This window comes from Rothia sp. HMSC065G12 (assembly GCF_001811455.1).
Taxonomy (GTDB): Bacteria; Actinomycetota; Actinomycetes; order Actinomycetales; family Micrococcaceae; genus Rothia; species Rothia dentocariosa.
The window spans coordinates 758,884-783,548 of the sequence record NZ_KV804815.1 but is presented as its reverse complement, the minus strand read 5'-3'; the positions used below and the strand labels follow the sequence as shown (position 1 = coordinate 783,548).

The window sequence follows — 24,665 nt, the reverse complement described above, 5'->3', positions numbered from 1 at the left end:
TCTTCCGTTGATATCTTGCGTCTGCAGTACGTAAACGCTCTGTCCTTTTGTTTAAGCATAAGGTGTTCGAGTTATGTTTTCGAACTCCTCGAAAATTTTTGATCCAATCGTGATGAAAAATCCACTTGAGGCATAGGAAAAGCCCCATCACTACAGTCTTCCACAATCGCACGAGTTATAAAACTCGCTGTGAAGCTACGGTTGTGATGGGGCTTTACCCCACAAAGGATTTAGCCTTCGAAGACCTGCTTCATCAGTGCCTCAGCTTCAGCGGCATGGCGTTTACCCGTACCTGCTGCGGGAGATGCCGACGCAGGGCGGGAAACCAAACGCATCCGGTAGTCAATAAGTGGCAGCAGGTTCAAAGCCATAAACGGCCACTGACCCTGGTTAGCGGGCTCATCCTGTGCCCATACAATATCGGTGGCGTTCGAGTACAAATCCAGCTGCGCCTTGATCTCTGCCTCGGGCAGGGGGTAAAGCTGCTCAACGGAGACGATAGCGGTTTTCGTATCACCGCGCTTTGCACGCTCAGCCTCAAGATCGTAGTAGAGACGACCAGAGACAAAGACTACACGCTCAACTTGAGCCGGAGTAACACCGGAACGATCGCCAATAACGGGCTGGAACGACCCCTCCGTGAAGTCCTCAATTGAGGATGAGGCAGCCTTCAAACGCAAGAGCTGTTTAGGGCTAATAACCACAAGCGGCTTATACGGGCGGTGCTGTGCGTGACGACGCAACAGGTGGAAATACGATGCCGGGGTAGAAGGCACAGCAACCGTCATATTGTTTTCAGCGCACAACTGCAGGTACCGCTCTATACGTGCTGATGAGTGGTCCGGGCCCTGCCCCTCATAACCGTGGGGGAGCAGAAGAACCAGCGAAGAACGCTGACCCCACTTCTGTTCAGACGATGACACGAACTCGTCGATAATCGTCTGGGCACCGTTAGCAAAGTCACCGAACTGGGCCTCCCACACCACCATCGAATCGGGACGTTCAACCGAGTATCCATACTCGAAGCCTATGACACCGTACTCAGACAGGAGTGAATTGTAGATACGTAGCTTGCCCTGATGATCCGAGAGATGCTGCAGCGGTGACCATTCGTCATCGGTGAGATGATCATGCAGCACCGCGTGACGCTGCACGAAGGTACCGCGTTGAACGTCTTGGCCGCTCATACGCACATCGGTGCCTTCCATGAGCAGAGAACCAAAGGCCAGAAGCTCGCCCATGCCCCAATTGACCTTGCCGTTTGTGCCCATCTCAACACGCTGTTCACACAGTTTCTTGAGCTTCTTGTGAACCGTGAAACCCTCGGGAACTTCACCGAATGCTTTTGCGATGTGCTCGAAGGTATCGCGAGAGATCGCGGTGTTACCGCCATGAACAATTTCGGTGCTCTGCTGAGAAGCAGGCAGCTCAAGCCCAGCAACATTGGGGGTCTCGGGAGCGGGTACGGCCGCTTGGGTCTCACTGAAGATCGCATCCAGCTTCGAGTGGTATGCACTCAATGCCTCATCCGCTTCTTCCTGGGTGATATCGCCGCGACCCACCAGAGCCTCTGCATACTTGGTGCGGGTCGAAGGCATATTATCGATCACCTGGTACATCTTCGGCTGAGTCATCGACGGGTCATCAGCCTCGTTGTGGCCACGGCGACGGTAGCAGAGTAAATCAATTACGGCATCGCGGCCGAAGCGCTCGCGGTACTCGAATGCGAGACGACCTGCCCGAACTACAGCCTCGGGGTCATCGGCGTTTACGTGGAAGACAGGCGCCTTGGTCATCCGAGCAATATCGGTTGCGTTGGTGGCGGTACGGCCATCCTTCGGAGATGTTGTGAAGCCGATCTGGTTATTCACCACGATGTGTACGGTACCGCCGGTAGTGTAGCCACGCAGATTAGCCATCTGCAAGGTTTCCATGACGATACCCTGTGCGGCAAACGCGGCGTCACCATGAATCAAGATGGGCAGAATGGGATGACCTTCGATACCCTGGTCGTTAAGAACATCCTGCTTGGCGCGCACGATGCCTTCCAGAACGGTGTTAACAGCCTCCAAATGTGAAGGATTAGCAGCCAAATACACCTGAGTTTGCTTGCCTGAGGTAGAGGTGAACGTGCCCTCGGTGCCAAGGTGGTATTTCACATCGCCAGAACCACCTTCATATGGTGCCGCAGTACCGCTGAACTCACGGAAAATCTGGGCGTAAGACTTACCTGCGATGTTGGTCAGAACATTGAGGCGGCCACGATGCGCCATACCGATGGCGACCCCGTGCATATTATTATCTGCCGCTTTGTTGATGATCGCATCCAGCAGGGGGATGAGCGACTCTCCGCCTTCGAGTGAGAAACGCTTCTGACCCAGGTATTTGGTCTGCAGGAAGGTCTCAAAGGCCTCGGCCTCAACAAGCTTCTCCAGAACATGCATCAGACGTTCGCGGCTAGGCTTGCTGTAGCCATGCTCCAGCTTCTCTTGGAACCATTCACGGGCTTTACGGTCTTCCATGTACATGTACTCGACCGCGAGAGTACCCGCATATGCCTCACGTAGACGCGCCAGAATAGTACGCAAAGGAAGCTGTTCTTTGTCGCCAAACCCTCCCGTAGGCCATACTCGATCCAGATCCCACAGAGTCAGACCGTAGCTTTCTACGTTCAAATCGGGGTTTGAATGTAGCTGGTAGCCCACTGGGTTGGTGCGGGCGATAAGGTGACCGTGCACGCGGTACGCGTGGATAAGCTGTTGAATGCGGGCGACCTTAGAAACCTCAGTATCAGGATTAACCTGATTATCCTGGCTCCATCGAACAGGTTCGAAGGGAATTTGAATAGCCTGGAAGATTTCGTCATAGAATCCTTCGGCGCCTAAGAGGTAGCTCTCTACTATCTTAAGGAATTCGCCGGAACCAGCACCTTGAATAACGCGGTGGTCATAGGTGCTCGTAAGGGTAATAATCTTGGAAATAGCGTGCTGGGCTGCCATCGTCTCCGCCACGCCGCGGAACTCAGCAGGGTATTCAAGAGCACCCACACCGATAATTGCGGCCTGCCCTTTCGAAAGACGAGGAACAGAGTGTACGGTACCGATACCGCCAGGGTTCGTGAGAGTAACCGTAGTTCCCTGGAAATCTTCCAGCCCAAGCTGACCTGCACGACCACGTTTGACGATATCGTCGTAGGCCTGCCAGAACTCCAAGAAGCTCAAGGTCTGTGCACCCTTGATATTCGGAACCACGAGGTTGCGGGAGCCATCAGGGCGGGGCAGATCGATAGCCAGACCGAAGTTCACGTTCGCATTGTGAATAGCAATCGGTTTGCCTTTTTCATCATGACCGTAGGTGACGTTCATTGAAGGCATGGCAGCGAGCGCACGAATAACGGCGTACCCAATGATGTGCGTGAAAGAAATCTTGCCGCCGCGGGTTCGAGCCAAATAAGCGTTGATGGCAGAACGGTTTTCAATCAGCAGTTTAGCTGGTACCGCGCGCACCGTCGTAGCGGTTGGAACAGTGAGCGAGTCTTCCATGTTGGCGGCAACAGCTTTAGCCGGTCCGCGTAAGGGCACAATTTTATCTTCTACAGGTTCCACGTTTTCTGCCTTTGATGAGGTTTTAGGAGCGGGTGATGCTGCCGACTTTGTTGGTGCGGCAGGCTGAGGTGCCGGGGTAGTAATAGATGCTGCAGCGGCTGGAGCAGAAGGTATCGCCTCGGCTTTTTGGGTAGCTGTTACCGGGGCGGAGGCCGTCGGAGTTCCTTGAAGGGCCTTATCAATGGACTGAAAAATGGGCCACCACGAAGGATCCACGAGATTTTTGTCTTGCTGATAACGTTCATATTGTTCTTCGACGAACCATTCGTTACCGGCAAATTCCTCAGGTACCAGGTGATCTGGCAGATTTGGCACTGTAAACGCCTCTTCCTTGACTGTGAATTTATCCGTCGCGTCCGGAGAAATCCGGCACAGACGACCCGCATCTTCGAGGGGCGAATCATCACGCTGAGTATAAGTTGGCTTTGTGTGTGCCTCTTCAAGTCTCGCACACATTGCGGACTGCAAGAGCTGCAGCGCACCAAATACTCTATAACCTAGTTTAGTGAGAACTCACCCGAACTTTCCAGCTGAACCCGGCGGATACGGTGAGTTGTTCTTCACGGGAACACGCTTGTAGGAAGGCAAAACATGCCTTGAGGGTGGGTAAGTTCTGCGAGATATTGTGCTCATGGGAGCTTATGCATCTCTGTTTTACATTGATATCTAAAGGAAAGCGTAGCGACCACTGCAAAATTGCCTTAAACATTCGCTAGAATATGGGCTATGGATGACCCCTTCAGTTACCCCAATACAGACTGTCGAATATTACACTTTTATGACGCTCGTCGTCCTGATGATGTTGGGTGCGCGGTGAACGCATGAACTTTATACTTCTTGCTCTCGGCATCGCACTCATTCTAGGAACCGGTTTCTTCGTAGCTGTCGAATTCTCACTTGTGGCGCTTGAGACCGCGACCGTGTATCAAGAACGGGAAAAAGGTGATACTCGCGCTAACGCCGTTCTTCAATGCTTACGTACTCTCTCAACACAGCTTTCAAGTTGCCAAATTGGCATTACGATCACGACTCTGCTCACGGGGTACACACTCGACGCTTCCATTAATGCGTTAACCGCTGGATTTATCTCTTCGTGGGGTCTTCCTAGGGCTGTAACTTCCACCCTGACCCTTGTGCTTGCTATGGGAATTGCCACCCTGCTATCGATGCTCCTCGGTGAACTGGTGCCTAAAGGCCTTGCGATCGCTGAACCCTACCGGGTGGCGCGGCAAGTCGCGCCTGCGCAGCTTATATTTACGCGCATCATGAAACCTGTGGTCGTCGTGATGAACGGGTCTGCCAATAGAATTCTTCGTCTCTTCGGCATGGAGGCTCAGGAGGAACTTTCTGCTGCCCGCAGTCCCGAAGAGCTTTCGGCAATGGTGCGTCGCTCTGCGGAGCAGGGAACCTTGGATTCAGATACGGCTCGATTTGTGGATCGCACGCTTAGTTTTGCTGAACTTACCGCTTCCGAGGTGATGACTCCGCGAGGGTGGGTTACGATGCTCGAAGATACGGCGCCCGTAACAGAGGTTATAGAGCAGGCCCGTGCGACCGGGCATTCGCGTTTTCCTCTCTATCGTGGAGATCATGACAATATTGTGGGCGTTATCCATGTGAAGAAAGCTGTCGGGGTTCCAACCGATGTGCGTGAAACCCTGGAAGCCGGTGCATTGGCTGATGACGTGCTGCAGGTTCCTGAAACGCTGCACGTGGATGCGCTTCTTACTCAGCTGCGTGAAGGAGCATTACAACTTGCCGTCGTTCTCGACGAATACGGCGGAACATCGGGAATTGTGACTCTTGAAGACCTTGTTGAAGAAATTGTGGGTGAGGTATCCGATGAGCACGATCAAGGGCGAACGGAACGGCCTCTACGTTTTGGTAACGGCGACTGGGTGTTCTCAGGCTTGCGTCGCCCGAATGAGGTTAACGAATTTATTCCCGGTGTCATCGCCGAGCATCCTTCCTACGAAACCGTGGGCGGTTTTATGATGGAGCAGCTGGGGCGCATACCTGAACAGGGTGACCAGGTACCGATCCCTGGCGGTATTCTGCGCGTAGACTATATTGAAGGACGCCGGGTAGACCGCATCCGCTTTATTCCCGACAGCATCGGGGAAGGACTCGTATCGCAGCCAGCGGTTTTGCAGAATCGGCAGGTGCGCTCATGAATGACTGGATAGCTATAGCACTCCTCGTTATTTTGCTTATCGGCAATGCATTTTTTGTCGCAGGTGAATTTGCCATCATGTCTACCCGCCGAGCCCAAATAGAGCCCCTGGCGGATGGGGGAAATAAACGCGCAAAAGTGGTGCTCTATGCACTGGAACGCGTCTCTCTGATGTTGGCTACCTGCCAGTTGGGTATTACGATTTGTTCTCTGCTGATTCTGAACGTTTCCGAACCTGCTCTGCACCATCTGCTGGGGTCACCTTTAGAGTTACTTGGTCTTCCGCACACCACGGTCGATATTCTTGCCTTCGTCGTTACCCTTATCGTGGTGACGTATCTGCACGTTATTTTTGGTGAAATGGTGCCGAAAAATGCTGCGGTTACTCTAGCAGCCCGCGGTATTGCCCTGTGGATTGTTCCTACGTTGGTACAGGTTTCGCATGTTTTTGCTCCCATCGTGGCGTTTCTTAACGGTATGTCAAACATGCTTTTACGCTGGATGCGGGTGGATATTAAAGACGAGGTAGCTTCTACCTTTACCCTAGGCGAGCTGCAGTCTATCGTTGCCCAATCCACGGCAGAAGGCACAGTCGAGGATGACGCTGGCGTTATCGGCGGCGCTCTCGAATTTAGCGGGAAGCATGTTTCTGAGATTATGGTAAGTCGGGACAACGTGCATACACTGCCCTTTGGATGTACTCCGGCAGAGGTAGAACACGCCGTAGCACGCACCGGATATTCTCGTTTTCCCGTCCACGATGAAGCCGGAATCTATATGGGGTACCTGCACCTCAAGGATGCCCTAGACGTAGCCCCTGAACGCACAGACCAGCCCTTTCCCTGGTATAAACTGCGGTCTTTGACCGTTCTAACACCGACGACCGAAATTGACGATGCGCTCGCTACCATGCAGCAGAATCGCTCGCATCTGGCGCAGGTCGTAGACACTTCGGGCACATTATTAGGTGTGGTCTTTATGGAAGATGTGATCGAAGAACTTGTGGGCGAAATTCGTGATACGACACAAGACTCGAAGCGGCGTAAAGCCGGCACATCGCACTCTGAAGGGATAAGCCAAGATGAACAATAAAGAGTTGTTTATACGGTATATGGCGTGTTTTAGTGGTAATGCATCAGCAAACCCGGCGCGTCGTAATTGAAAATCGTTTTCACCTTGCGTAGCCTGGTAAAACTCGCTCGGAAAATATTCGCGCCGCAGTCGAAAGAGGAAATAACATGAAAAAACTCATGAGCACCATAACGGTATTGGCTGGAGTATCTCTCATGGTGAGTGGCTGCTCAACCGCTAACTCGGGTTCCAACGGGTCATCAGGCAACGACGGCGGGAAAGTAAAAGTTGTTGCAACCACTGACGTTTATGCCGATATTGTCAAGCAGGTGGGAGGGGACAACGTAGACGTTACCCCTATTATTGCGTCAACTAGCACTGACCCTCACTCCTATGAAGCAACCGCAGCAGACCGTGTTAAAACGAAGGACGCAGGTCTTGTTGTCGTCAATGGAGGCGGCTACGACCAGTTCCTTGAAGATATGGCAGGTAAAGACAATAGCTCACAGAAGGTTGTCAATGCCGTCAAGCTGAGTGGGAAACTAACTGACAGCGAATATGATCATCTCGCCGAAGACCACAAGGACGGTCATCATGATCATGAAGACGGTGAAGAACATAAACACGCCCACGAGTTTAACGAGCACCTTTGGTACGACTTCGACACCATGAAGAAAGTTGCCACCGAAGTAGCAGAAGACTTGGCACAGCTGGATTCCGCACATGCAGACTCTTACCGCGAAAATGCTAAGAAACTCGGTACAGAACTTGATTCTCTGGACTCCTCTGCAAAGAAGATCAACGGTAAAGGCAAGAAATACATTTCAACTGAGCCCGTGCCCGATTACCTGATCGCCTCCACGGGAGCCGAGAACGCAACCCCTGAGGAATTTGCGGAATCTATCGAAGCTGAGAAAGACGTTCCGGCACTTGTGCTTAAGGAAACCCAAGATTTGGTGACTGAGAAGCAGGTTTCCCTTGTGGCATACAACGAGCAAACCGAAACTTCACAGACCAAGGAAGTGCTTCAAACGGCTAAAGACGCGGGGGTTGCCCATGTTTCCTTTACCGAAACTCTCCCCGAAAATACCGATTACCTGTCGTGGATGAAGACTAACGTTTCAAATCTCGAAAAGGCACTTTCCTAAGTGAAAAATACGACACCATTAGGCACCCCCGCGATAGAAATACGCGGGGGTAGCCTCGCTTTTGGAACCCGTAACCTTTGGAATGACCTCAACCTGTCCATTGCTCAAGGAGAATATTTCGCGGTCCTTGGGCCGAACGGTTCCGGAAAATCTACATTCCTCAAAGTAGCCCTCGGACTCACCGTGATGAATACCGGCACAATCTCTGTTTTGAGTAAACCAGCTCGCGCCGGAAACCCCGGCGTAGGCTACATTCCCCAGCAAAAAGCAATCGACCCATCAACCCCGATGCGTGCCCGCGACCTCGTTGGGTTGGGCATCGACGGGCACCGCTGGGGAGTCCGGTTGGGCGGCAGAAAGTATCGTGCAAAAGTCAATGAACTCTTAGAGGCCGTCGGCGCTTTAGAATACGCCAATGTTCCGGTTGGTTTGCTTTCAGGGGGCGAACAGCAGCGACTGCGCATAGCCCAAGCTCTCGCGAATAACCCCCAAATGCTGCTTGCTGATGAAGCTCTTCTCTCTCTCGACCTGAACCATCAATACGCGGTTGCTGATCTGATTCATCGGTTTAACCGCGATCAGGGTGGCTCTGTTATCTTCGTAACTCACGAGATTAACCCCATCATTGAGCATGTTGATCGCGTCTTATATCTCGCCAACGGGCGATTTACCGTAGGAACTGTACCCGAGGTCATGAACAGCGAAACCCTGAGCGATCTTTATGGAACCCCCATCAACGTGCTGAAATCCAACGGGCGCTACGTTGTGGTAGGGGAGACCCATGCCAGCGACCATTGCCATGTGGTAGGTGGGGAGCAGAACCTTCATGGTGCGCATCAGGACCTTCGAGAAATTGCAGTCGAGAGGGATCATGATGCATCCTCGGGCAAACCGGTCAAAACCGCGAGCGCGGCGGGTGCCTTAGAAGATTCTTCTAATACTACGAAATATCACGCCGAGCACAAGGGCGGAGGAACACCCCAATGATTCTTTCCACAGTAATCTCTCCGGTGCTTGCGGCAAGCCAACAACAGAACGATTTACTCTCGCGGATTTTCGTTTTCGACCGATACAGCGAACTAGTTCAGCTGTTGCAGAACTCTATTCTTGCGGGTGCAGTCCTCGGTATTATCGGCGGTTTCGTCGGCATGTTTGTTATGATGCGCGATCATGCCTTCGCCGTGCACGGTGTATCTGAAATGTCGTTTGCAGGTGCCGCGCTGGCACTTCTGCTGGGGTACGATGTCATTACCGGGTCAATGATAGGGTCCATTATCTCCGCCTTGCTGATCGGCATGATGGGCGTGAAGAAAAGCGAATCAAACTCGGTCATTGGTGCCCTCATGCCCTTTGGCTTGGGTTTAGGCATTCTCTTTCTCTCGCTCTACCAGGGCAGGAGCGCCAATAAATTCTCGCTTTTAACCGGTCAGATTGTTTCGGTTGACGGCGATCAGCTGAACGCCATGATCGCTGGAGCCATCGTAATTATCGCAATCCTGACTCTGATCTGGCGGCCACTGAGCTTCGCTTCACTCGATCCCGAAGTGGCGCAAGCAAAGGGCGTTCCTATGCGTACCCTATCCCTGGTCTTTATGGTGGTTCTGGGTATCGCTGTAGCGCTTTCGGTTCAGGTCGTTGGCTCCCTGTTGGTGCTGGCCCTCTTGATTACTCCGTCTGCCGCGGCGCTTCAGGTGACTGCATCCCCGCTTAAAGCGCTTATTCTCTCGGTGATTTTTGCGGAACTAGCTATTGTGGGCGGTATTTTGCTTGCGCTTGCCGGTTCGCTACCGATTAGCCCTTATGTCACCAGTGTCTCCTTCGTAATTTATATTATCTGCCGCATTATTGGCGGAATTAGGAGGCGGCACAGTGCATCAGGTCGCATCGCCCGTCAGACACAAGGGGATGCACATCATCACCCTGCGAGCGTCTAGTAGCGGCTCTTTCTAGAGAATCTTAAAGTCTGTTGCCCACAACTCAACCAAGAGTTGTGGGCAACAGACTTTAAGAGTAGCGCATACTCTGCGGGATGAACCAGGATTCAGGTCTTATTTACTGGCGCCCCGTCAACCGATTTTCTTCATCACGGAGTTCCAGAGTGCATTCAGGGCAGTAGCCGGTAACTTCAACTACATGCTCCAATTCCGAGAACCCGTATTTTTTCCCCATATCAAGGGCCCAATCCTCAATAGCGGGTGCCTCAAGCTCCACGGCCTTACCGCAACGGCGGCACAGAAGATGATGATGGTGTGTATCGCCCTGACAATGACGGTAAAGCGACTCGCCTTCGACACCCTTCACGACATCCAGTTCTCCCGAATTAGCGAGAGACTGGAGCACACGGTAGGTCGTCGCCAAAGACACCTGCTCTTTACGGTTAGCTAGGGTGAGGTGCAAATCCTGCGCCGAAATAAAATCGCCCAGTTCGGCCATCGTGGCCTTGATAATGCGGCGCTGCTTGGTGTTGCGCGCCTCTGCCTGTTTCACGATCTTGCGGACGGGAATATGAGTATCCAAAACATAACCTTCCGGGTGGGGCACACCCAAGTAGTATGCGGGTTTGTGAGCCTTTTCTAATGACTCTACACTAAAATTTTGCATATCAAGTGCGAGTTATTAATTCTCTCACGTGGTGAAAATTCTAGATTACCCTGTAGTTAGCTATGGTACAGCACTAGAGCAGGCTCGAATCTGGCGAGTAGACTGGAACCATGGAACTGACAAAATATACCCATTCAAGTGTGCGGATAGAGCACGACGGTCATGTACTAGTGTTTGACCCCGGAAATTTCGCGCCTGAGGGCGAACATGCTCAGCTGCTTGATGGCGCGGACTACCTCTTGATCACACACGAGCACCCCGATCATTTTGATGCCGATCGTGTGCTGCCTTTGATCGCCGAAAAGCCACAGTTACGTATTTGGGCGCCGCGAGCTGTCGCAGAGAAAATTCTTGATACCGCGCCAAACGCCCACGTCACTGTTGTATCGGCAGATAGCGAATTTTCGGTGCCCGGTTTTGATGTACAGACCTTTGGCGGTCAGCACGCGCTGATTCACCCTTTGATCCCTACGATCGCCAATATTGGATACCTCATTAACGGTGTTGTGTACCACCCCGGTGATTCCCTCGTGGTGCCACATGGTGTGAAAGCTCCTCATGTGTTGGTGCCGGTACACGCGCCCTGGAGCAAGGTTCAAGAAGTTATCGATTTTGTGATCGCGGTGGGAGCACGGCATGCGTACCCCATTCACAATGGCATGATTAATGAGAATGGTACGGGAATTATCGAGGGTTTGATTACTACCTTTAGCAACAAGTACGGTACCGAATATTCGCATCTAAACCCCGGTGACACGGTCAAGCTCTAGATTTTGGAGGATAGAGTGAGCAGTATTTTTACCAAGATTATTGACGGCGAGATTCCGGGCCGTTTTGTCTGGAAGGATGAGAAATGCGTGGCGTTTATGGATATTCAGCCGGCATCGCACGGGCATCTGCTTGTGGTTCCGCGTGAAGAGATTGACCGTTGGCCCGAGCTTCCGATGGCGCTTGCAGCACATCTTTTCGCAGTAGCGCATAAGATTTCCGGCGCTCTAGATCGAGCTTTCGATAAAGACCGGGTGGCGCTTATGATTGCCGGGTTCGATGTGCCACACACGCATATTCATCTGTTCCCAGCGGATAGTATGGCGGAATATGACCCGGCGAATGCGCTCGCTAACGTGACTGCCGAGGAACTGGATGCTGACGCGGAGGCGGTGCGTACCGCCCTGCGCGACCTCGGACACGGTGAATTTGTGCCGGAGGCTTAGGAGAGCCTGATCCTCTTAATATTCCGTTTCACCACAGACATGAAAAAGTGCCTTTATTCAGATAAAGGCACTTTTTCATGTCTGTGGTGAGCATGATGTACAGCTTGCCCCTCAGCGGTACGCTTTGAAACGGTGCAGCGCTTGCTCTGTTTCTGCTGTGAAGCAGGCAAAAGCCTCCGCATACTCGCAAGAAAAGTATTCGGGGGCTCGCCCTCGCCGTAGGTAGGTTTAGTGTTTTTCCGCCTTTGAGATCTGATCTGCCAAATCTTCGGGGGAGAGGTTGGCGGAAGAGAACTCGGGGGTCAGCGGCAGATGCAGCTGTAAACCGGTACCGGGGCAGATTTCTACGTTTGCTGACTTTAATTTGAAATCGACTACATGTCCGCCATGAGTACGGTCATCGTCAATAAAGTGGGCGTGGCACCCCGGAACGGAAATGCCCTGCTCATAGATGGGGGTACGGAAACCCACAATCGTGCCCGTCAGATTATCGAACTGAACGATATCCTCATTCTCGGTTGCATCCACCATTTTCGGGTAGGGCTTTTCCTGCTTGACTACGGTACGAGTACGAACCCACTCAAACTCGCCATAAATCTTGATAGCGTACATGTAGTTCTTTGACACCGTAAAATTATCGAGAACCTGTGAGGTGGAGGTGCGCAGCATGTTTTGCGGAAGCTCACGACGGATCATGGGTACGAAGTTTGTGACCACTGCATATGGGGTTCGATCAGTAAGCTGGGGGATAGAAACCGAGCCGTCATGGCGCACCTGGTAACAATCGCCGTCGAGCACCACCATCTCCCCATCAAGGCCGTTAAAAGTTCCTACCCCAAAGTTACCGTGGCTCAATAGTTCACCAATTGTCATTTCGCCATCGTACACGCCGTCGAGTAGCTGCGACATAAGACCTGTCTGGAAGACCTCGTTGCGGAATACGGTTTCTCCATTGAGCTGAGTCGGCTGATATGCCATCGTTTTGCCTTCTTTCCTGTCCGTGCGCGCTATCAAAAGCCAACAGGCGCGTCCTTCTCTTCCATATTCTACGCTTGCTTCTGGATGCTCACGACATAGATTGAACTCCGGCGAGAACGCTACGGTATGGTACTGATAAACTTACTCATGTCATAGGAGATATTTTGGAATCATCATTACACTCTATTGCTGCTTGGACTTTCATAGGCGAGTGCTCCATTCCGCAAGATGCTCTTGACCTGATGGTGCCAGGGGAAGAACCAATTATTGAGTATAAGACTTTTCGAGACGCAGCAATTTTTACGACGAAGCGTTTAATCGTGCGTGACTCTCAGGGGTTATCGGGGAAGAAAGTAGAAATGTATTCTCTGCCCCCATAGCTCTATTAACATGTGGTCATCCGAGAACGCTCGGGGTTTATTTGACACCAATGCTGAACTTGAATTGTGGACCCGAGCAGGCCACATCAAGATTAAAGTTGGGCGAGGCACCGATATTCGTAAACTTGATCGGCTTATCGGTGCGTGCGTTCTAGGGACGCAGTAGAAAGCTTGATGGAGCCTACCGCTCGATCTCTAGTACCATGTCGAGATGCTCAATCCCGGCTTCTTGATAAAGGGGCACCACGAACCTTAAACCCTGCAGCCTCATAGTAAGAATTATGCAGGTAAGGGGGTTAGCGCTGTAGATCGAGCACCATCTCGACATGCTCGATTCCAGACTCCATGTAGTGCTCACCGCGCTCAACAAACCCCTCAGGACTGTAGTAGGTATCTTTCAGATATGCTTGAGCGGCGATCACGATTTCTTTTGCGTCCGTGTTATTCCGGATCCATTCCAAGGCTGCGTGTAAAAGCTTGCGTCCCAGGCCGGTACCGCGTGCATCTGGGTGAACTGCCACACGACCGAATGTCCATGCGCCCGGAATGTAGCGGTGGCGTGCATCCTGAACCTTCTCAAGATCGAATAGACGCAGATACGCGAGCACTTTTCCCGAATCGTCCTCATTCACCATATGGATGCATTCGAAATCAGCGTCATCAGGCTCCTGATCAGTTGATTGCTGACCCACTGTGAACACCAGTGAACGAATAATATGAATCTGCTGCAACTCGTGAGCGGTCAGCTCGTCAAAATGCTTGGCGATGAATTTGGACACGGGCTCTCCTGCGTTGGTCATATCGGTGAAAAGACAGTTCTCATTATTCTAACGTGATGTGTGCGAATCACACGAAATCTAGAGAATATACGGTGAAAATGTGCGGCGTGTACAGCTAAAGCGTACCAATAAGAACGCCGCCAATAACTACGAGGGCGAGTCCTCCTAACACATACAGCAGCTCCAGCCTCGTTTTCTTCTCGCCCAGTAGCAAGATACTGCCCAGAGTGGAGATAATAACGTTCATCTGTGAGATTGTAAACCCGCTGGCAACACCGTTGCGATGCGGCTCAATAGACACTAGGTAGGCTAACGCAGCACCCGAGAAAATCACGCCACAGATAATGTTCTGTAAAGACTTCTTATCCCAAGGGCGGGTACCGTCACGGGTCAGCATAGACATCGTGATAGCTGCTACCACCATACCCACTGATTGGGGCAGGAATTTATACCACCCGTCTACACTCACATAGTTGGGAAAGAATGAATATCCAACATATCCGATGGTAGAAATTAAGAGTGTGATAATACCGGCCCGCATATTCCCGCCAGACTGTGGGTCAGGATTCTCTTGCTTCGTGGTCATCCAAATACCGATGATAATGAGCATCAGAGCCACTGCACCGATAATCTTAGCCTGAACGGTACCCCAGTCACCGAACGCCACCACGCCCATCAGCGAAGTACCTACCAGCTGCATACCAGTCGATAAAGGCATGGTTTGAGAAACACCGATCTGGGTAAATGCGCGATATTGGTTCATCTGCCCGAACGCCCAGCTTGCCCCTGAGAGGAAGCACAGAAAAAATGCCCAAGCGTCAAGGCGAATCGGGAAGAAAAGCAGGGAAGTGGCAATACCCACGAGGAGCACGCCCATCGTGGTACCCATAATTTGCTGAGTCGGTTTACCACCGATTTTAGATACGCACAGCGGCAGAATGCCCCAGAATAGCGCGGGGATAAGACCGATAAGTATATTCATGGAAATTATTTCCTTAGGCATTATGAGAACACAGAATATACAGCTGTTCTGCGGAAAGAATAGTACATTATCATTTTAGAAACGTCTATAACGCTGTAAGTTCACTTCAGCTTATCTTGTTTTTATAAAATTCGAGTCAGGCAGGTAGACATCCTGTTTGAGATCTTAAAACAGAAGATGCCCCCTTGTATGAGGGCATCTTTAGAATAGTTCGGTTGAGTTTCATGACCATAGGGAGGCGACAGTCTTCGTAAAGTGCGTACCATCGGGGTGTATCTGCGATACAAGTTGGAGATTCCAGGTTCCATCGCTCCCATTAATATTTGCGGTCGTGCGCGTGCGTGCTACGAGCTGAGCTCCATTGTCACTTCGTTCCACGTGAGCAGATACTACCTCAATATTGCTGTAGGACATAGTTTTGTCGGCAACCGACTGTACCCACTCATCGCGAGTCTGGATCTGGCCTGTGATGTGGGTGAGTGTAGCATCCTCAGTGAGAGTGGAACGGAGAGACTCGGCGTCAGCATCCATCATCGCCATAAACATACGCTCTTGTGTGCGAATAGGCTGCTCATCGGAACCTGTATAGGGCTCGCCTGGTGCAGAGGGTAATAGCTGGTCATTCTTATATAGTGCTTCATCGGACGACAGCGAGCTGGAAGCGCAACCTACGAAAGTTGCAACTGCTGTAAGACCAGCTGATAGACATACAGTACGGCGTGATAGTACATGCGACACGTCAAACTCCTTTAGAACGTGGAGGCAGTAATCCCCTAAGAACTTACTTGCGGCTTCATCATACGTGAAGGTTAAGCCTTAATTCCAGATTTGTAAGTATTCCACATTATGGCCACTGAGGGAATCAAGTACCTTGTGGAGCTGTTCTTTCTGAGCGGGGAAATTTGCGAATAGGTCTATCTTCTCAGTGTTTACTAGTTAAGGAAGGCTACTATGCTAGGCAATGCCGCAGTGTATTGTCAATATGAAAGCACAACCGGAATATACAAATTCTGGAAAGGTTAGTATGTGTATGCTCGCCATGAGCATAATCTATGATGAAGCAAAGGCAGATAAAAATTATAATAATATCTAAAAATTATTATAAAGCTAATAAATGTGCTTGTCAGAGGTCATATTCTTAAACTCTCAGGACCTGTCATTATGAGTTTTTGATATGCACATATATCGGACATTAGGTTCCGTTACGCTAGAAAAAAGAGAGCTCTTTTGCTCTATTTATATCTTAGGGTCAGAGATACAGACCTAGCTTCTATGACAAAGATATTAACGAGAATGCTCCATACCCTCATTATATGAGAACATGGAGCATTCTAACTTCTGCAACTAACGGTTAGACACCGTAGTACAGCTGGTATTCCAGTGGATGCGGAATCAATGAGAGCGGTTCAAGCTCATTGGTGCGCTTGTAATCGATCCACGCCTGAATAAGATCCTCGGTGAATACGCCGCCTTCGAGCAGGAAGTCGTGGTCTGCCTCAAGCGCGGCCAGCGCCTCCTCAAGGTTAGCGGGAGCCTTCTTGATATCCTTGGCCTCTTCGACGGGCAGCTCGTACAGGTCCTTATCGATCGGTGCGGGCGGCTCAATACGGTTGCGAATACCATCCAAACCGGCCATAAGCTGAGCCGAGAACGCGAAATAGGGGTTACATGAGGGGTCAGGGGCACGGAACTCCAGGCGCTTAGCTTTCGGGTTGGCGCCAGTAATCGGAATGCGAATACCGGCAGAGCGGTTACCCTGCGAGTACACCATATTCACGGGGGCCTCGTAGCCAGGCACAAGGCGCTTGTAAGAGTTAACGGTCGGGTTGGTAAACGCCAACACAGCGGAGGAATGCTCAATCAGACCGCCGATGTACCAGCGAGCGATATCGGAGAGGTTTGCGTATCCGCGTTCATCGTAAAAGAGTGGCTCGCCGTCTAACCACAGTGACTGGTGGCAATGCATCCCCGAACCGTTATCGCCGAAGACAGGTTTCGGCATGAAAGTCACAGACTTGCCCCACTCATCGGCGGTGTTCTTGATAACGTACTTAAACTTCAGCAGGTCGTCGGCGGCATTGGTGAGGGTGGAGAACTTGTAGTTGATCTCTGCCTGTCCAGGGGAACCGACCTCGTGATGGCTGCGCTCAACTTCGAGCCCAACCTGATCCATCGCTACGCACATAGCATCACGCAGATCGGCTTGCTTATCGACAGGGGAGACCGGGAAATAACCGCCCTTGATAGGGGTCTTATTACCAAGATTGCCGCCTTCTTCCTTGCGGCCGGTGTTCCAATATGCTTCATCGGAATCGATTTTATAGAACACAGAATTGGGCTCTACCTGGTAACGGACATCCTCAAAGACGAAAAACTCGGCTTCAGAAGCAAAGAACGCGGTATCGGCAACACCTGTGGACTGCAAGTACGCTTCGGCGCGTTCGGCTACGCCGCGAGGGTCACGATGGTAAGGCTCACCAGTGCGGGGATTCACAATAGAGCAGATAATAACAAGGGTTTTTTCAAGACGGAAAGGATCAATATACGCCGACTTAACATCGGGAATAAGCTGCATATCAGACTCGGCAATGCCCTGGAAACCACGAATAGACGAGCCATCAAAAAGCTGACCGTTGACGAAGAAATCCTCGTCGATCGCCTTTGCCGGAAGGTTGAAGTGCTGCTGCACCCCGGGCATATCGGTGAATCGAATGTCGACGAAGACAATTTCGTCGCTCTTAATAAAATCGAGAACTTCTTGGGGACTGGTAAACATACGGACTGCTCCTCGTGGTGTTTTGTCCTTGGTGTCTGGTGTGGCGCCCAGTTTATGAGTTGTGCACCACTATCTAGCATAGGGGGTATTTTTTGCTCTGTCGTGTCTATTATGTTTCGGTAGTGTTACAAAGTTGCAGATGTGGTAGGGTGGCGTACGTTTAGGAAAAAGATACAGGATAATAGAAACCATGATTGAACGTGACGATCTTGGGTCGTGGCTCAATGGCGCGCCCAGCGACCAAAAATACCCCGGAGAGATCATGGGGCGACCAGAGACAGGACCTGGCGCTATAGCCCGTCCGATGCGTCGCCTCCTAGGTTTCATCATAGATTGGTATCTATGCTTGGGTCTTGCGTTTCTGCTAGTCGGAGGCCAAAATGTACAAATACATGGTCTAACGACACTAGGAATTTTTCTGCTGTACCTGATCGTACTCGTGGGATTTATGGGGCACACTCTGGGGCATTTTCTGGTTGGAGTCCAAGTGCAAACTCTAGATGGCAGGCCCGCTGGTTGGAAGCGAGCCCTTATCCGAGCTGTGCTGACCATGCTGGTGTTGCCCACCGTAATTTTGGATGCGAATTCACGCGGTCTTCACGATCGCGCGGCAGGAACTATACTTGTGCGCATCCGCTAGATGCGAACTGTATTGCCGGAGAGCTTATATTGTTTTCCGGGTATTAGACAGAAAAGCTGAGCCCCGACCTCACCATGATATCGGGGCTCAACCATAGGATGTACCGTTTCTAACGCCCACGCATTGCGCGACGATCGGGGCGCACACGGTTCGGGTCTATACCCTTTGGAATGCTGTTCATGGGGTTACGCACATGGTTGAGGGTACTAAGACGATTAGAAACTCCCTGAACTTCTTGCTGAGTCAGGGCTTTAGGCAGCTTGTTCATAGTCTTGACGACATCTTTTAACTCAACCTGATTTTCGTCGTGACCGGTCTCAATCACGTGTACGGGAACGCCGGGAACTACGCGGTTAAGATGTTTCTTCTCATTTTTCACAAGGTTCTGCACACGAGATGAAGGCCCCTCGGTTACCAGCACAATCCCTGGCTTACCAAGACCACGAAAAACAAGATCCTGATTGCGGTTCGCAGCTACAGGCTGCTCTTCCACAATCCAGCCGCGGCGCACAGAGTTCATGGCGGCACCCGCACGCCCGGGTTGTCCTTCGATCTGTGTGAACGCTGCTTTTTGTGCGCGACGACCCAGAATAATCATGGCGGCAAGAACGCCAACCGCAAGACCAAGAATAATAAAAGTGATGATGTTGTTGAGTAACGCGCCGATCAGGACGAAAACAAGTAGGGTAACGACCACTGCAAGAAGCAGAATCCACCCGATATTCGGGTCAGATTTTTTGGTCATCTGGTAGACCTGCTTCATCTGGGCAAACGTACCCGGAGATTTATCTTTCTTCTGCTTTTTCTTCTCTTCGCGCTTTTCTGCCACGGTGCTTCCTCTGGACAACGGGTAGGAAAATGCAGTATAAGACTGCAGTATTTATTCTATCTTAGATTGTTCTTGACCTGGATGCCCGTGCATTACTTCTAAGGAAAAACTCACCTAACAGCCAAACCCGGCAAATGTGTCTAAAGTTTGACCCTCGTTGGGGTAAACAAAGTTCCCCGATTCGTAACCCTCAGGAGAGGACGAACCGGGGAATTTTCTAAATCTATGTCTTTGCGGACTGAACTATTCTACTATTCTAGAAACCCGCTGCGACGAGGGAAGAAGCCTCTTGCAAAGCCGCACCGCCATCTTCGATATGCGCAAGGTTTTCTGGAATCTCATAGCCGTTCTTCTTCATCGCGCGTGCCCACAGACGACCGGCACGATATGAGGACCGAACCATCGGACCAGCCATAACGCCAGCAAAACCGATGGATTCTGCCATAGCTGAGAACTCCAGGAATTCGGCGGGCTTCACCCAACGCTCAATGGGATGGAAAAGGGGACCGGGGCGCAGATACTGAGTCAGGGTGATAATATCGCATCCGGCGTCGTACAGATCGCAGAGCGCCTCGTAAATCTCATCGTTAGTTTCACCCATACCCAGAATCAGGTTGGACTTCGTGACCATGCCAGCCTCTTTACCCTGGGTGATCACATCGAGTGATCGCTCATAACGGAATGCCGGGCGGATCTGCTTAAAGATACGCGGCACAGTCTCTAAGTTGTGCGCAAAAACCTCTGGACGTGCATCAATGACTTTCTGCACATGCTCTGGCTTACCCTTGAAATCAGGGATCAGCATCTCAACACCGGTATTGGGGCACATCTTGTGAATCTGACGTGTAGTCTCTGCGTAGAGCCAGGCACCGCCGTCTTCAAGATCGTCACGTGCCACACCGGTCACCGTGGCATAACGCAAACCCATAACCTTAACATTTTTAGCGACTTTGAAGGGCTCAGCGTAATCAACTGCAGCAGGTTTACCAGTCGCAATATTGCAGAAATCGCAGCGGCGAGTGCATTCGGAACCGCCAATAAGGTAGGTTGCCTCGCGGTCTTCCCAACACTCGTAGATATTAGGACAGCCAGCTTCCTCACACACTGTATGAAGCCCCTGGCCCCGGGCCAGTTCCTTCATTTCATTGTATTCAGGCCCCACAACGGCTTTGGTCTTAATCCAGTGAGGCTTCTTCTCGATGGGAACCTCAGCATTGCGAGCCTCGACGCGCAGCAGCTTGCGGCCTTCAAGCTTAATGCTCATGTGTGTTGCTCCTTCTAACTGGATGCGCCCTCGGTTTAAAACGGGCTGAAACCTATTTTACGCCCGCATCGTGCAGGCGAAAAACACTGTGGCGTGGATTATGGTTTATTTGTCTTTAAGTCTTGTTTACGCACACAAATCTCTATTCGGATTACCCGCCGAATATCGATAAGCGGCACTGACAAGGTGAAATACTTGAGCCTTGTGGCTACGCAGCCGTCTCGTGTGCCACCTTGTGCTCCTGCGGAACAAAGGGTTCAAAAGGCATCGCCAAACGATCCTGATATTTGATGAGCTCACGCTCAAGGGGCCCTAGAATATCTGCCGGGGTTACTGTACGACCGAGCTGCTCTGAGATTGTTGTGACACCAGCATCCGTAATACCGCAGGGAATGAACTGCATGAACGGCGCGGTCTCATTGCAGCAGTTAATGGCGAACCCGTGCATTGTGGTTTGCTTTGAAACGCGAATCCCAATAGCGGCGATTTTCTTATCCGGTGTAATACCATCGCCCAGAATCCATACGCCACTGCGCCCTTCCACTCGTTCGCCTTTGATGCCAAGCTGAGCGAGCACATTCATAATAATTTCTTCTAGGAGGCGCACATACGCTACCACGTCAAGAGGTTCAGGAAGTTTCAGAATGGGATACCCGGTCAGTTGGCCGGGACCATGCCACGTAAGTTTTCCGCCGCGGTCAATTTTCACGACTGGAGTTGAACGGTCTGTGGGGTACTCATGATCTTCAGTGCGCTTGCCAGCCGTAATCACGGGCTCATGTTCGAGCAGAAGAATAGTGTTTTGCCGAGCGCGTGCCGCTACCTCTGCATGAAGGCGAGATTGCATATCAAGGCTCTCAACATAATTCACATAGTCAGGGGCAAACCCCACACGTTCAAGTATTACGGACATAGCTTCTACTTTAGTACCGGAACGACCACGATAAAAATTAGGGCTTCCTGATTACACGTGCTCTGGGACGCAGCATCGCTCTAGGAAAACAACTCGTACTTTGTGTGACAGATTATGACGTCATAAACAAGGCAGAAGGCGAGCAGAAACGCGTTATACAGCATGAAAATCGCTAAAAACCTTGTTCCTGTGGATAACTTTCACGGTGCTTTTCTAAAATCCGGTACATCTAGAGTATGAACACCGATAGCATCACATACCTTGAAAATCTTCACGAAGAACCAAACCTGAGTATTTGGACAGTTAAGATACATGCAAATAGAGATTCATTGGTTAAGAATCGTATTCTTCCCAAACAATTAGCCCCGGGGCTTTACACCCTTGCGATAAGTCATGATTCTCAGCAAATACCGTCGCAACAGATCAAAACACTTTGCGGTTTACCACCCTTACCCGGTGTTGCCACTGTACTAGCCGTAACGCGGGACGAAAGGCAGTCGTCTGGCACAGAGACAGGAACTTATTATTGGTACGAACCGGTTGAGGCAGGATCACTCGAATCTCTCGTGCAGGCACGTGGAACTTTACCGCTCGCCGAGGTTGCGACCTTGGCACACCACATAGGATGGGGTCTCAAGAGCTTACACGCGGCGCATATCTATCCTGAGCATCTAGAGCCTCAGCACGTGATGGTAACCGTTGCTGGACTCCCCGAGTTTCTTTGTCTGCCCAGTTCTGTCAAAGCGAGTAAACGCCAGCCGGATGAACATGAACATGTCGGAGTTCATGATTTTGTGGCTCTTCTGTGGTATGCGCTCACCGGAGAGTCGCCTCGGCAGACTCATCAACGCATTCCGCTGCCGCTCCTTGCCGATGTGCCGCAGACATTGGGAACCGAGCTTGAGCGTCTGCTTGATGATCCTAAGGCCACTGTACAGGAGGTTCTTGACGCATTCAGCGCATTCCAAACGCAGCCTCTCAACGCTTATACCAGCGCGCCTGAGTCAGTACGGTCTAAACTCCCTGTTGCTTCGCGAGAACCGAATACCGTTAAAAGCGCTAAGACCCTGCCCAAGGTTAGACATCAGAACGCTCAAAAACTTATAGGGAAGAGTACTTTCAAAGTTGGGCATAGCCGTGGGCGTTCAAAGGTTCGTAATTTTACGACCCGCAAACTTATGATTCTGGGGGTTGGGAGTCTCATAATCTTAGGAGCTGGAGCAATAGCCGGGGCAATCTGGGTTCCGGAAGCTATGCATCATCATGAGTCTCACACTACTCAGTCTACCGTTGTGAGTACTCCGCAGGATGAGCAGGCTATTCTCACTCAGGTTATAGAGAAGCGCAATCAGTCGTTGAGCGCCCAGGGGGCGGCGACGCTGAAACTGCGCTCATTGACCCGTATTCTGCACAGAGACTCTGACTCTTTAGGAATAACCGCAGAAGTAGAGTCGCCCGGATACGCCCCAACGGATGCGGAGCAGAAAGAATCCGGTGTTCACCTTGTGGACGGTGTGCCGGTGCAGACAGTTATCTTTGAGCTGCATTGCGACGAAGGGGTATGGCGTATTGTCACGGCAACACCAGTCACGGATGAAACACCCAATGAGCCCGATGCGCAGCCTACGGTCGTCCATGAGCCGTGAATAAAAATAACCACCAGGGGAGAGCTGCATATAGATGAGGCAGCTGCGAGTTCAAGCGTGCAGCTCTTAAAAACATATCCCCGGTAGGTCTATAAAAACTACCGGGAACATGGGCAAGAGCATTGTGCCGAAGTGAAGAGCTGTTTAGTGCCAGATGGTGGCAACGGCAACATTAATGACGGCAAGACCGCCCACTGCATGCGCTAATCCTGTTGAAATCGGTTCTCCCGCCTTGTACTTGCGTTGACCGATGAATGCGGCAGCAGCAATGCTCAATGCAATAAGAATTTTGACCGCAATCTTAATGTGGTTAGGACTGCCGGTAACCTCAGCAATTCCTACCAGGAGTAAGCCCGTTACGAGCATCAGAAGCGATGCGTGAAACTGCCCGGGCAGAACTTTAGGTGTGCGAAAATGAGCAATCCAGAGCCCAATAATAATCGCGGCACCTATGATGTGCAAAAACACAAGAACGTTGTTGAGAAGAAACATAGCTAATATTCTGACACTCTGTCACTATAATGTCTACTTTAACAAACTCGGCATAACGACGAAGAATAAAAAATAAAAAAGGGGTGCGTTGGCTTATATGCCAACACACCCCTTGAAACACGATGCTACATCATGCCAGGACCCCTTTAGAGACCGAGCTCAGCCTCAAAGTTTGCCTCTTCCAGGCGAGTCTTGAGGGTGTACAGGAAGCGACCTGCATCCGCACCATCGACCACGCGGTGATCGTAGGTGAGGGACAGGTAGCACATGGAGCGGATAGCGATAACGTCGTTACCGTCAACATCCTTAACAACCATGGGGCGCTTCACGATGGAACCGGTACCGAGGATTGCAACGTTCGGCTGGTTGATGATCGGGGTGTCGAACAGTGCACCGAAGGAACCAATGTTGGTGATGGTGAAGGTCGAACCCGACAGCTCCTCGGGGGAGATGTCGCCGGTACGTGCGCGGCCACCCAGGTCGCCAATAGCCTTTGCCAGGCCAGCAATGCCCAGGTCAGAAGCGTTCTTGATGACGGGAACCAGCAGACCCTTGGGGGTGTCCACAGCAATAGCGATGTTCTCGGAGCCGTGGTAAGTGATCTGCTTGTAGTCCTCGGTCATGGAAGCGTTCAGAGCGGGGTGCTGCTGCAGAGCCTCAGCGGTTGCCTGGACGAAGAAGGGCAGGAAGGTCAGCTTAGCGCCCTCACGAGCAGCGAAGCCGTCCTTAGCCTTTGCACGCAGCTGAACGATGCGGGTCACGTCAACCTCGGTGACCTGGGTTAGCTGGGTGGAGATGTCCAGGGACTCACGCATGCGCTTTGCAATAACCTGGCGGATACGTGCGGTCTTCTCGACGGTGCCACGCTTGGGGGAAACCTCGAAGGTGTGCGGTGCCTTTGCGGAACCAGCAGCCGGAGCAGCAGCGGCGGGAGCAGCGGAACCCTTAGCAGCGATAGCAGCCTGAACATCCTGCTTGCGGATGCGGCCACCAACACCGGTGCCCTTGACGGTGGACAGGTCGATGCCGTTGTCCTTAGCGAGCTTACGGACCAGCGGGGTCACGTATGCTTCGCCCTCAGCAGCTGCCGGAGCGGCAGGAGCAGCGGGAGCGGCAGGAGCTGCAGGTGCAGCCGGAGCAGCAGCAACCGGAGCGGGAGCTGCGGGAGCCTCAG

The 24,665-nt window shown here is 51.6% G+C and carries 20 protein-coding genes and 2 pseudogenes; 10 read left to right on the top strand and 12 right to left on the bottom strand.

The annotated features are described in order from the left end of the window. Positions 1–230 precede the first annotated feature (230 nt). Positions 231–4,061, bottom strand: coding sequence for a multifunctional oxoglutarate decarboxylase/oxoglutarate dehydrogenase thiamine pyrophosphate-binding subunit/dihydrolipoyllysine-residue succinyltransferase subunit (locus tag HMPREF2804_RS08510; RefSeq protein WP_070448566.1), 3,831 nt, complete (start codon positions 4,059–4,061; stop codon positions 231–233). 365 nt (positions 4,062–4,426) lie between these two features. Here HMPREF2804_RS08510 and HMPREF2804_RS08505 point away from each other — a divergent pair, with 365 nt between their 5' ends. The 5 genes from HMPREF2804_RS08505 (at position 4,427) to HMPREF2804_RS08485 (ending at position 9,931) form a co-directional block, all read left to right on the top strand. Then, positions 4,427–5,779 carry a hemolysin family protein gene (locus HMPREF2804_RS08505; RefSeq protein WP_070448602.1) on the top strand — a complete coding sequence of 451 codons (1,353 nt, stop codon included), beginning with the start codon at positions 4,427–4,429 and terminating at the stop codon, positions 5,777–5,779. After that, positions 5,776–6,870, top strand: coding sequence for a hemolysin family protein (locus HMPREF2804_RS08500; RefSeq protein WP_070448565.1), 1,095 nt, complete (start codon positions 5,776–5,778; stop codon positions 6,868–6,870). The genes HMPREF2804_RS08505 and HMPREF2804_RS08500 overlap by 4 nt, the downstream gene beginning before the upstream one ends. Before the next feature lie 146 nt (positions 6,871–7,016). After that, a complete protein-coding gene (locus HMPREF2804_RS08495; RefSeq protein ID WP_004004997.1) occupies positions 7,017–7,997 on the top strand; it encodes a metal ABC transporter substrate-binding protein in 981 nt (326 codons plus the stop codon). Next, complete coding sequence (locus tag HMPREF2804_RS08490) at positions 7,998–8,984, top strand: metal ABC transporter ATP-binding protein (RefSeq protein WP_070448564.1); 987 nt, start codon at positions 7,998–8,000, stop codon at positions 8,982–8,984. Next, positions 8,981–9,931: a metal ABC transporter permease gene (locus HMPREF2804_RS08485; RefSeq protein ID WP_070448563.1), complete on the top strand. Its 951-nt coding sequence runs from the start codon at positions 8,981–8,983 to the stop codon at positions 9,929–9,931. The genes HMPREF2804_RS08490 and HMPREF2804_RS08485 overlap by 4 nt, the downstream gene beginning before the upstream one ends. Before the next feature lie 118 nt (positions 9,932–10,049). Here HMPREF2804_RS08485 and HMPREF2804_RS08480 read toward each other — a convergent pair whose 3' ends face one another. Next, on the bottom strand, positions 10,050–10,514 hold the full coding sequence (locus HMPREF2804_RS08480) for a Fur family transcriptional regulator (protein ID WP_037231042.1): 465 nt from the start codon (positions 10,512–10,514) through the stop codon (positions 10,050–10,052). A gap of 194 nt (positions 10,515–10,708) precedes the next feature. Here HMPREF2804_RS08480 and HMPREF2804_RS08475 point away from each other — a divergent pair, with 194 nt between their 5' ends. Continuing rightward, positions 10,709–11,368, top strand: a complete 660-nt coding sequence (locus tag HMPREF2804_RS08475; RefSeq protein WP_070448562.1) for an MBL fold metallo-hydrolase — start codon at positions 10,709–10,711, stop codon at positions 11,366–11,368. A 15-nt stretch (positions 11,369–11,383) separates the two neighbouring features. Further along, positions 11,384–11,812, top strand: coding sequence for an HIT family protein (locus HMPREF2804_RS08470; RefSeq protein ID WP_070448561.1), 429 nt, complete (start codon positions 11,384–11,386; stop codon positions 11,810–11,812). Positions 11,813–12,040: 228 nt separating this feature from the next. On the opposite strand, the gene budA is transcribed toward HMPREF2804_RS08470, so the two are convergent. Then, complete coding sequence (gene budA / locus HMPREF2804_RS08465; RefSeq protein ID WP_004004988.1) at positions 12,041–12,790, bottom strand: acetolactate decarboxylase; 750 nt, start codon at positions 12,788–12,790, stop codon at positions 12,041–12,043. A 164-nt stretch (positions 12,791–12,954) separates the two neighbouring features. Here budA and HMPREF2804_RS08460 point away from each other — a divergent pair. After that, a pseudogene (locus HMPREF2804_RS08460) lies at positions 12,955–13,336 on the top strand (PH domain-containing protein). Between the two features lie 130 nt (positions 13,337–13,466). Here the strand turns inward: HMPREF2804_RS08460 and HMPREF2804_RS08455 are convergent. The 4 genes from HMPREF2804_RS08455 to glnA form a co-directional block, all read right to left on the bottom strand. After that, positions 13,467–13,949 (bottom strand): GNAT family N-acetyltransferase, encoded by a 483-nt coding sequence (locus HMPREF2804_RS08455; RefSeq protein WP_238382282.1) that lies wholly within the window; start codon positions 13,947–13,949, stop codon positions 13,467–13,469. 115 nt (positions 13,950–14,064) lie between these two features. Next, positions 14,065–14,931, bottom strand: coding sequence for a GRP family sugar transporter (locus HMPREF2804_RS08450; protein ID WP_070448560.1), 867 nt, complete (start codon positions 14,929–14,931; stop codon positions 14,065–14,067). A gap of 222 nt (positions 14,932–15,153) precedes the next feature. Continuing rightward, complete coding sequence (locus tag HMPREF2804_RS08445) at positions 15,154–15,669, bottom strand: nuclear transport factor 2 family protein (protein ID WP_048753772.1); 516 nt, start codon at positions 15,667–15,669, stop codon at positions 15,154–15,156. 613 nt (positions 15,670–16,282) lie between these two features. Next, complete coding sequence (glnA, locus tag HMPREF2804_RS08440) at positions 16,283–17,707, bottom strand: type I glutamate--ammonia ligase (protein WP_070448559.1); 1,425 nt, start codon at positions 17,705–17,707, stop codon at positions 16,283–16,285. Between the two features lie 190 nt (positions 17,708–17,897). On the opposite strand from glnA, the gene HMPREF2804_RS08435 reads away from it, so the two are divergent. After that, on the top strand, positions 17,898–18,347 hold the full coding sequence (locus HMPREF2804_RS08435) for an RDD family protein (protein ID WP_070448558.1): 450 nt from the start codon (positions 17,898–17,900) through the stop codon (positions 18,345–18,347). Positions 18,348–18,456: 109 nt separating this feature from the next. Here HMPREF2804_RS08435 and HMPREF2804_RS08430 read toward each other — a convergent pair whose 3' ends face one another. The 3 genes and pseudogenes from HMPREF2804_RS08430 to lipB all read right to left on the bottom strand — a co-directional run. Further along, positions 18,457–19,176: a DUF4191 domain-containing protein gene (locus HMPREF2804_RS08430; protein WP_048753778.1), complete on the bottom strand. Its 720-nt coding sequence runs from the start codon at positions 19,174–19,176 to the stop codon at positions 18,457–18,459. A 256-nt stretch (positions 19,177–19,432) separates the two neighbouring features. Further along, a complete protein-coding gene (gene lipA / locus HMPREF2804_RS08425) occupies positions 19,433–20,440 on the bottom strand; it encodes a lipoyl synthase (protein WP_070448557.1) in 1,008 nt (335 codons plus the stop codon). A gap of 208 nt (positions 20,441–20,648) precedes the next feature. Then, positions 20,649–21,356: pseudogene (lipB, locus tag HMPREF2804_RS08420) on the bottom strand (lipoyl(octanoyl) transferase LipB); the annotation flags it as partial. Between the two features lie 563 nt (positions 21,357–21,919). On the opposite strand from lipB, the gene HMPREF2804_RS08415 reads away from it, so the two are divergent. Then, positions 21,920–22,999: a hypothetical protein gene (locus HMPREF2804_RS08415; protein WP_239661915.1), complete on the top strand. Its 1,080-nt coding sequence runs from the start codon at positions 21,920–21,922 to the stop codon at positions 22,997–22,999. A gap of 144 nt (positions 23,000–23,143) precedes the next feature. Here HMPREF2804_RS08415 and HMPREF2804_RS08410 read toward each other — a convergent pair whose 3' ends face one another. Continuing rightward, a complete protein-coding gene (locus tag HMPREF2804_RS08410; protein ID WP_048753784.1) occupies positions 23,144–23,491 on the bottom strand; it encodes a hypothetical protein in 348 nt (115 codons plus the stop codon). Positions 23,492–23,637: 146 nt separating this feature from the next. Further along, positions 23,638–24,665 (bottom strand): 2-oxoglutarate dehydrogenase, E2 component, dihydrolipoamide succinyltransferase (gene sucB / locus HMPREF2804_RS11350; protein WP_246824224.1); only part of this gene is annotated, 1,028 nt, incomplete at its 5' end.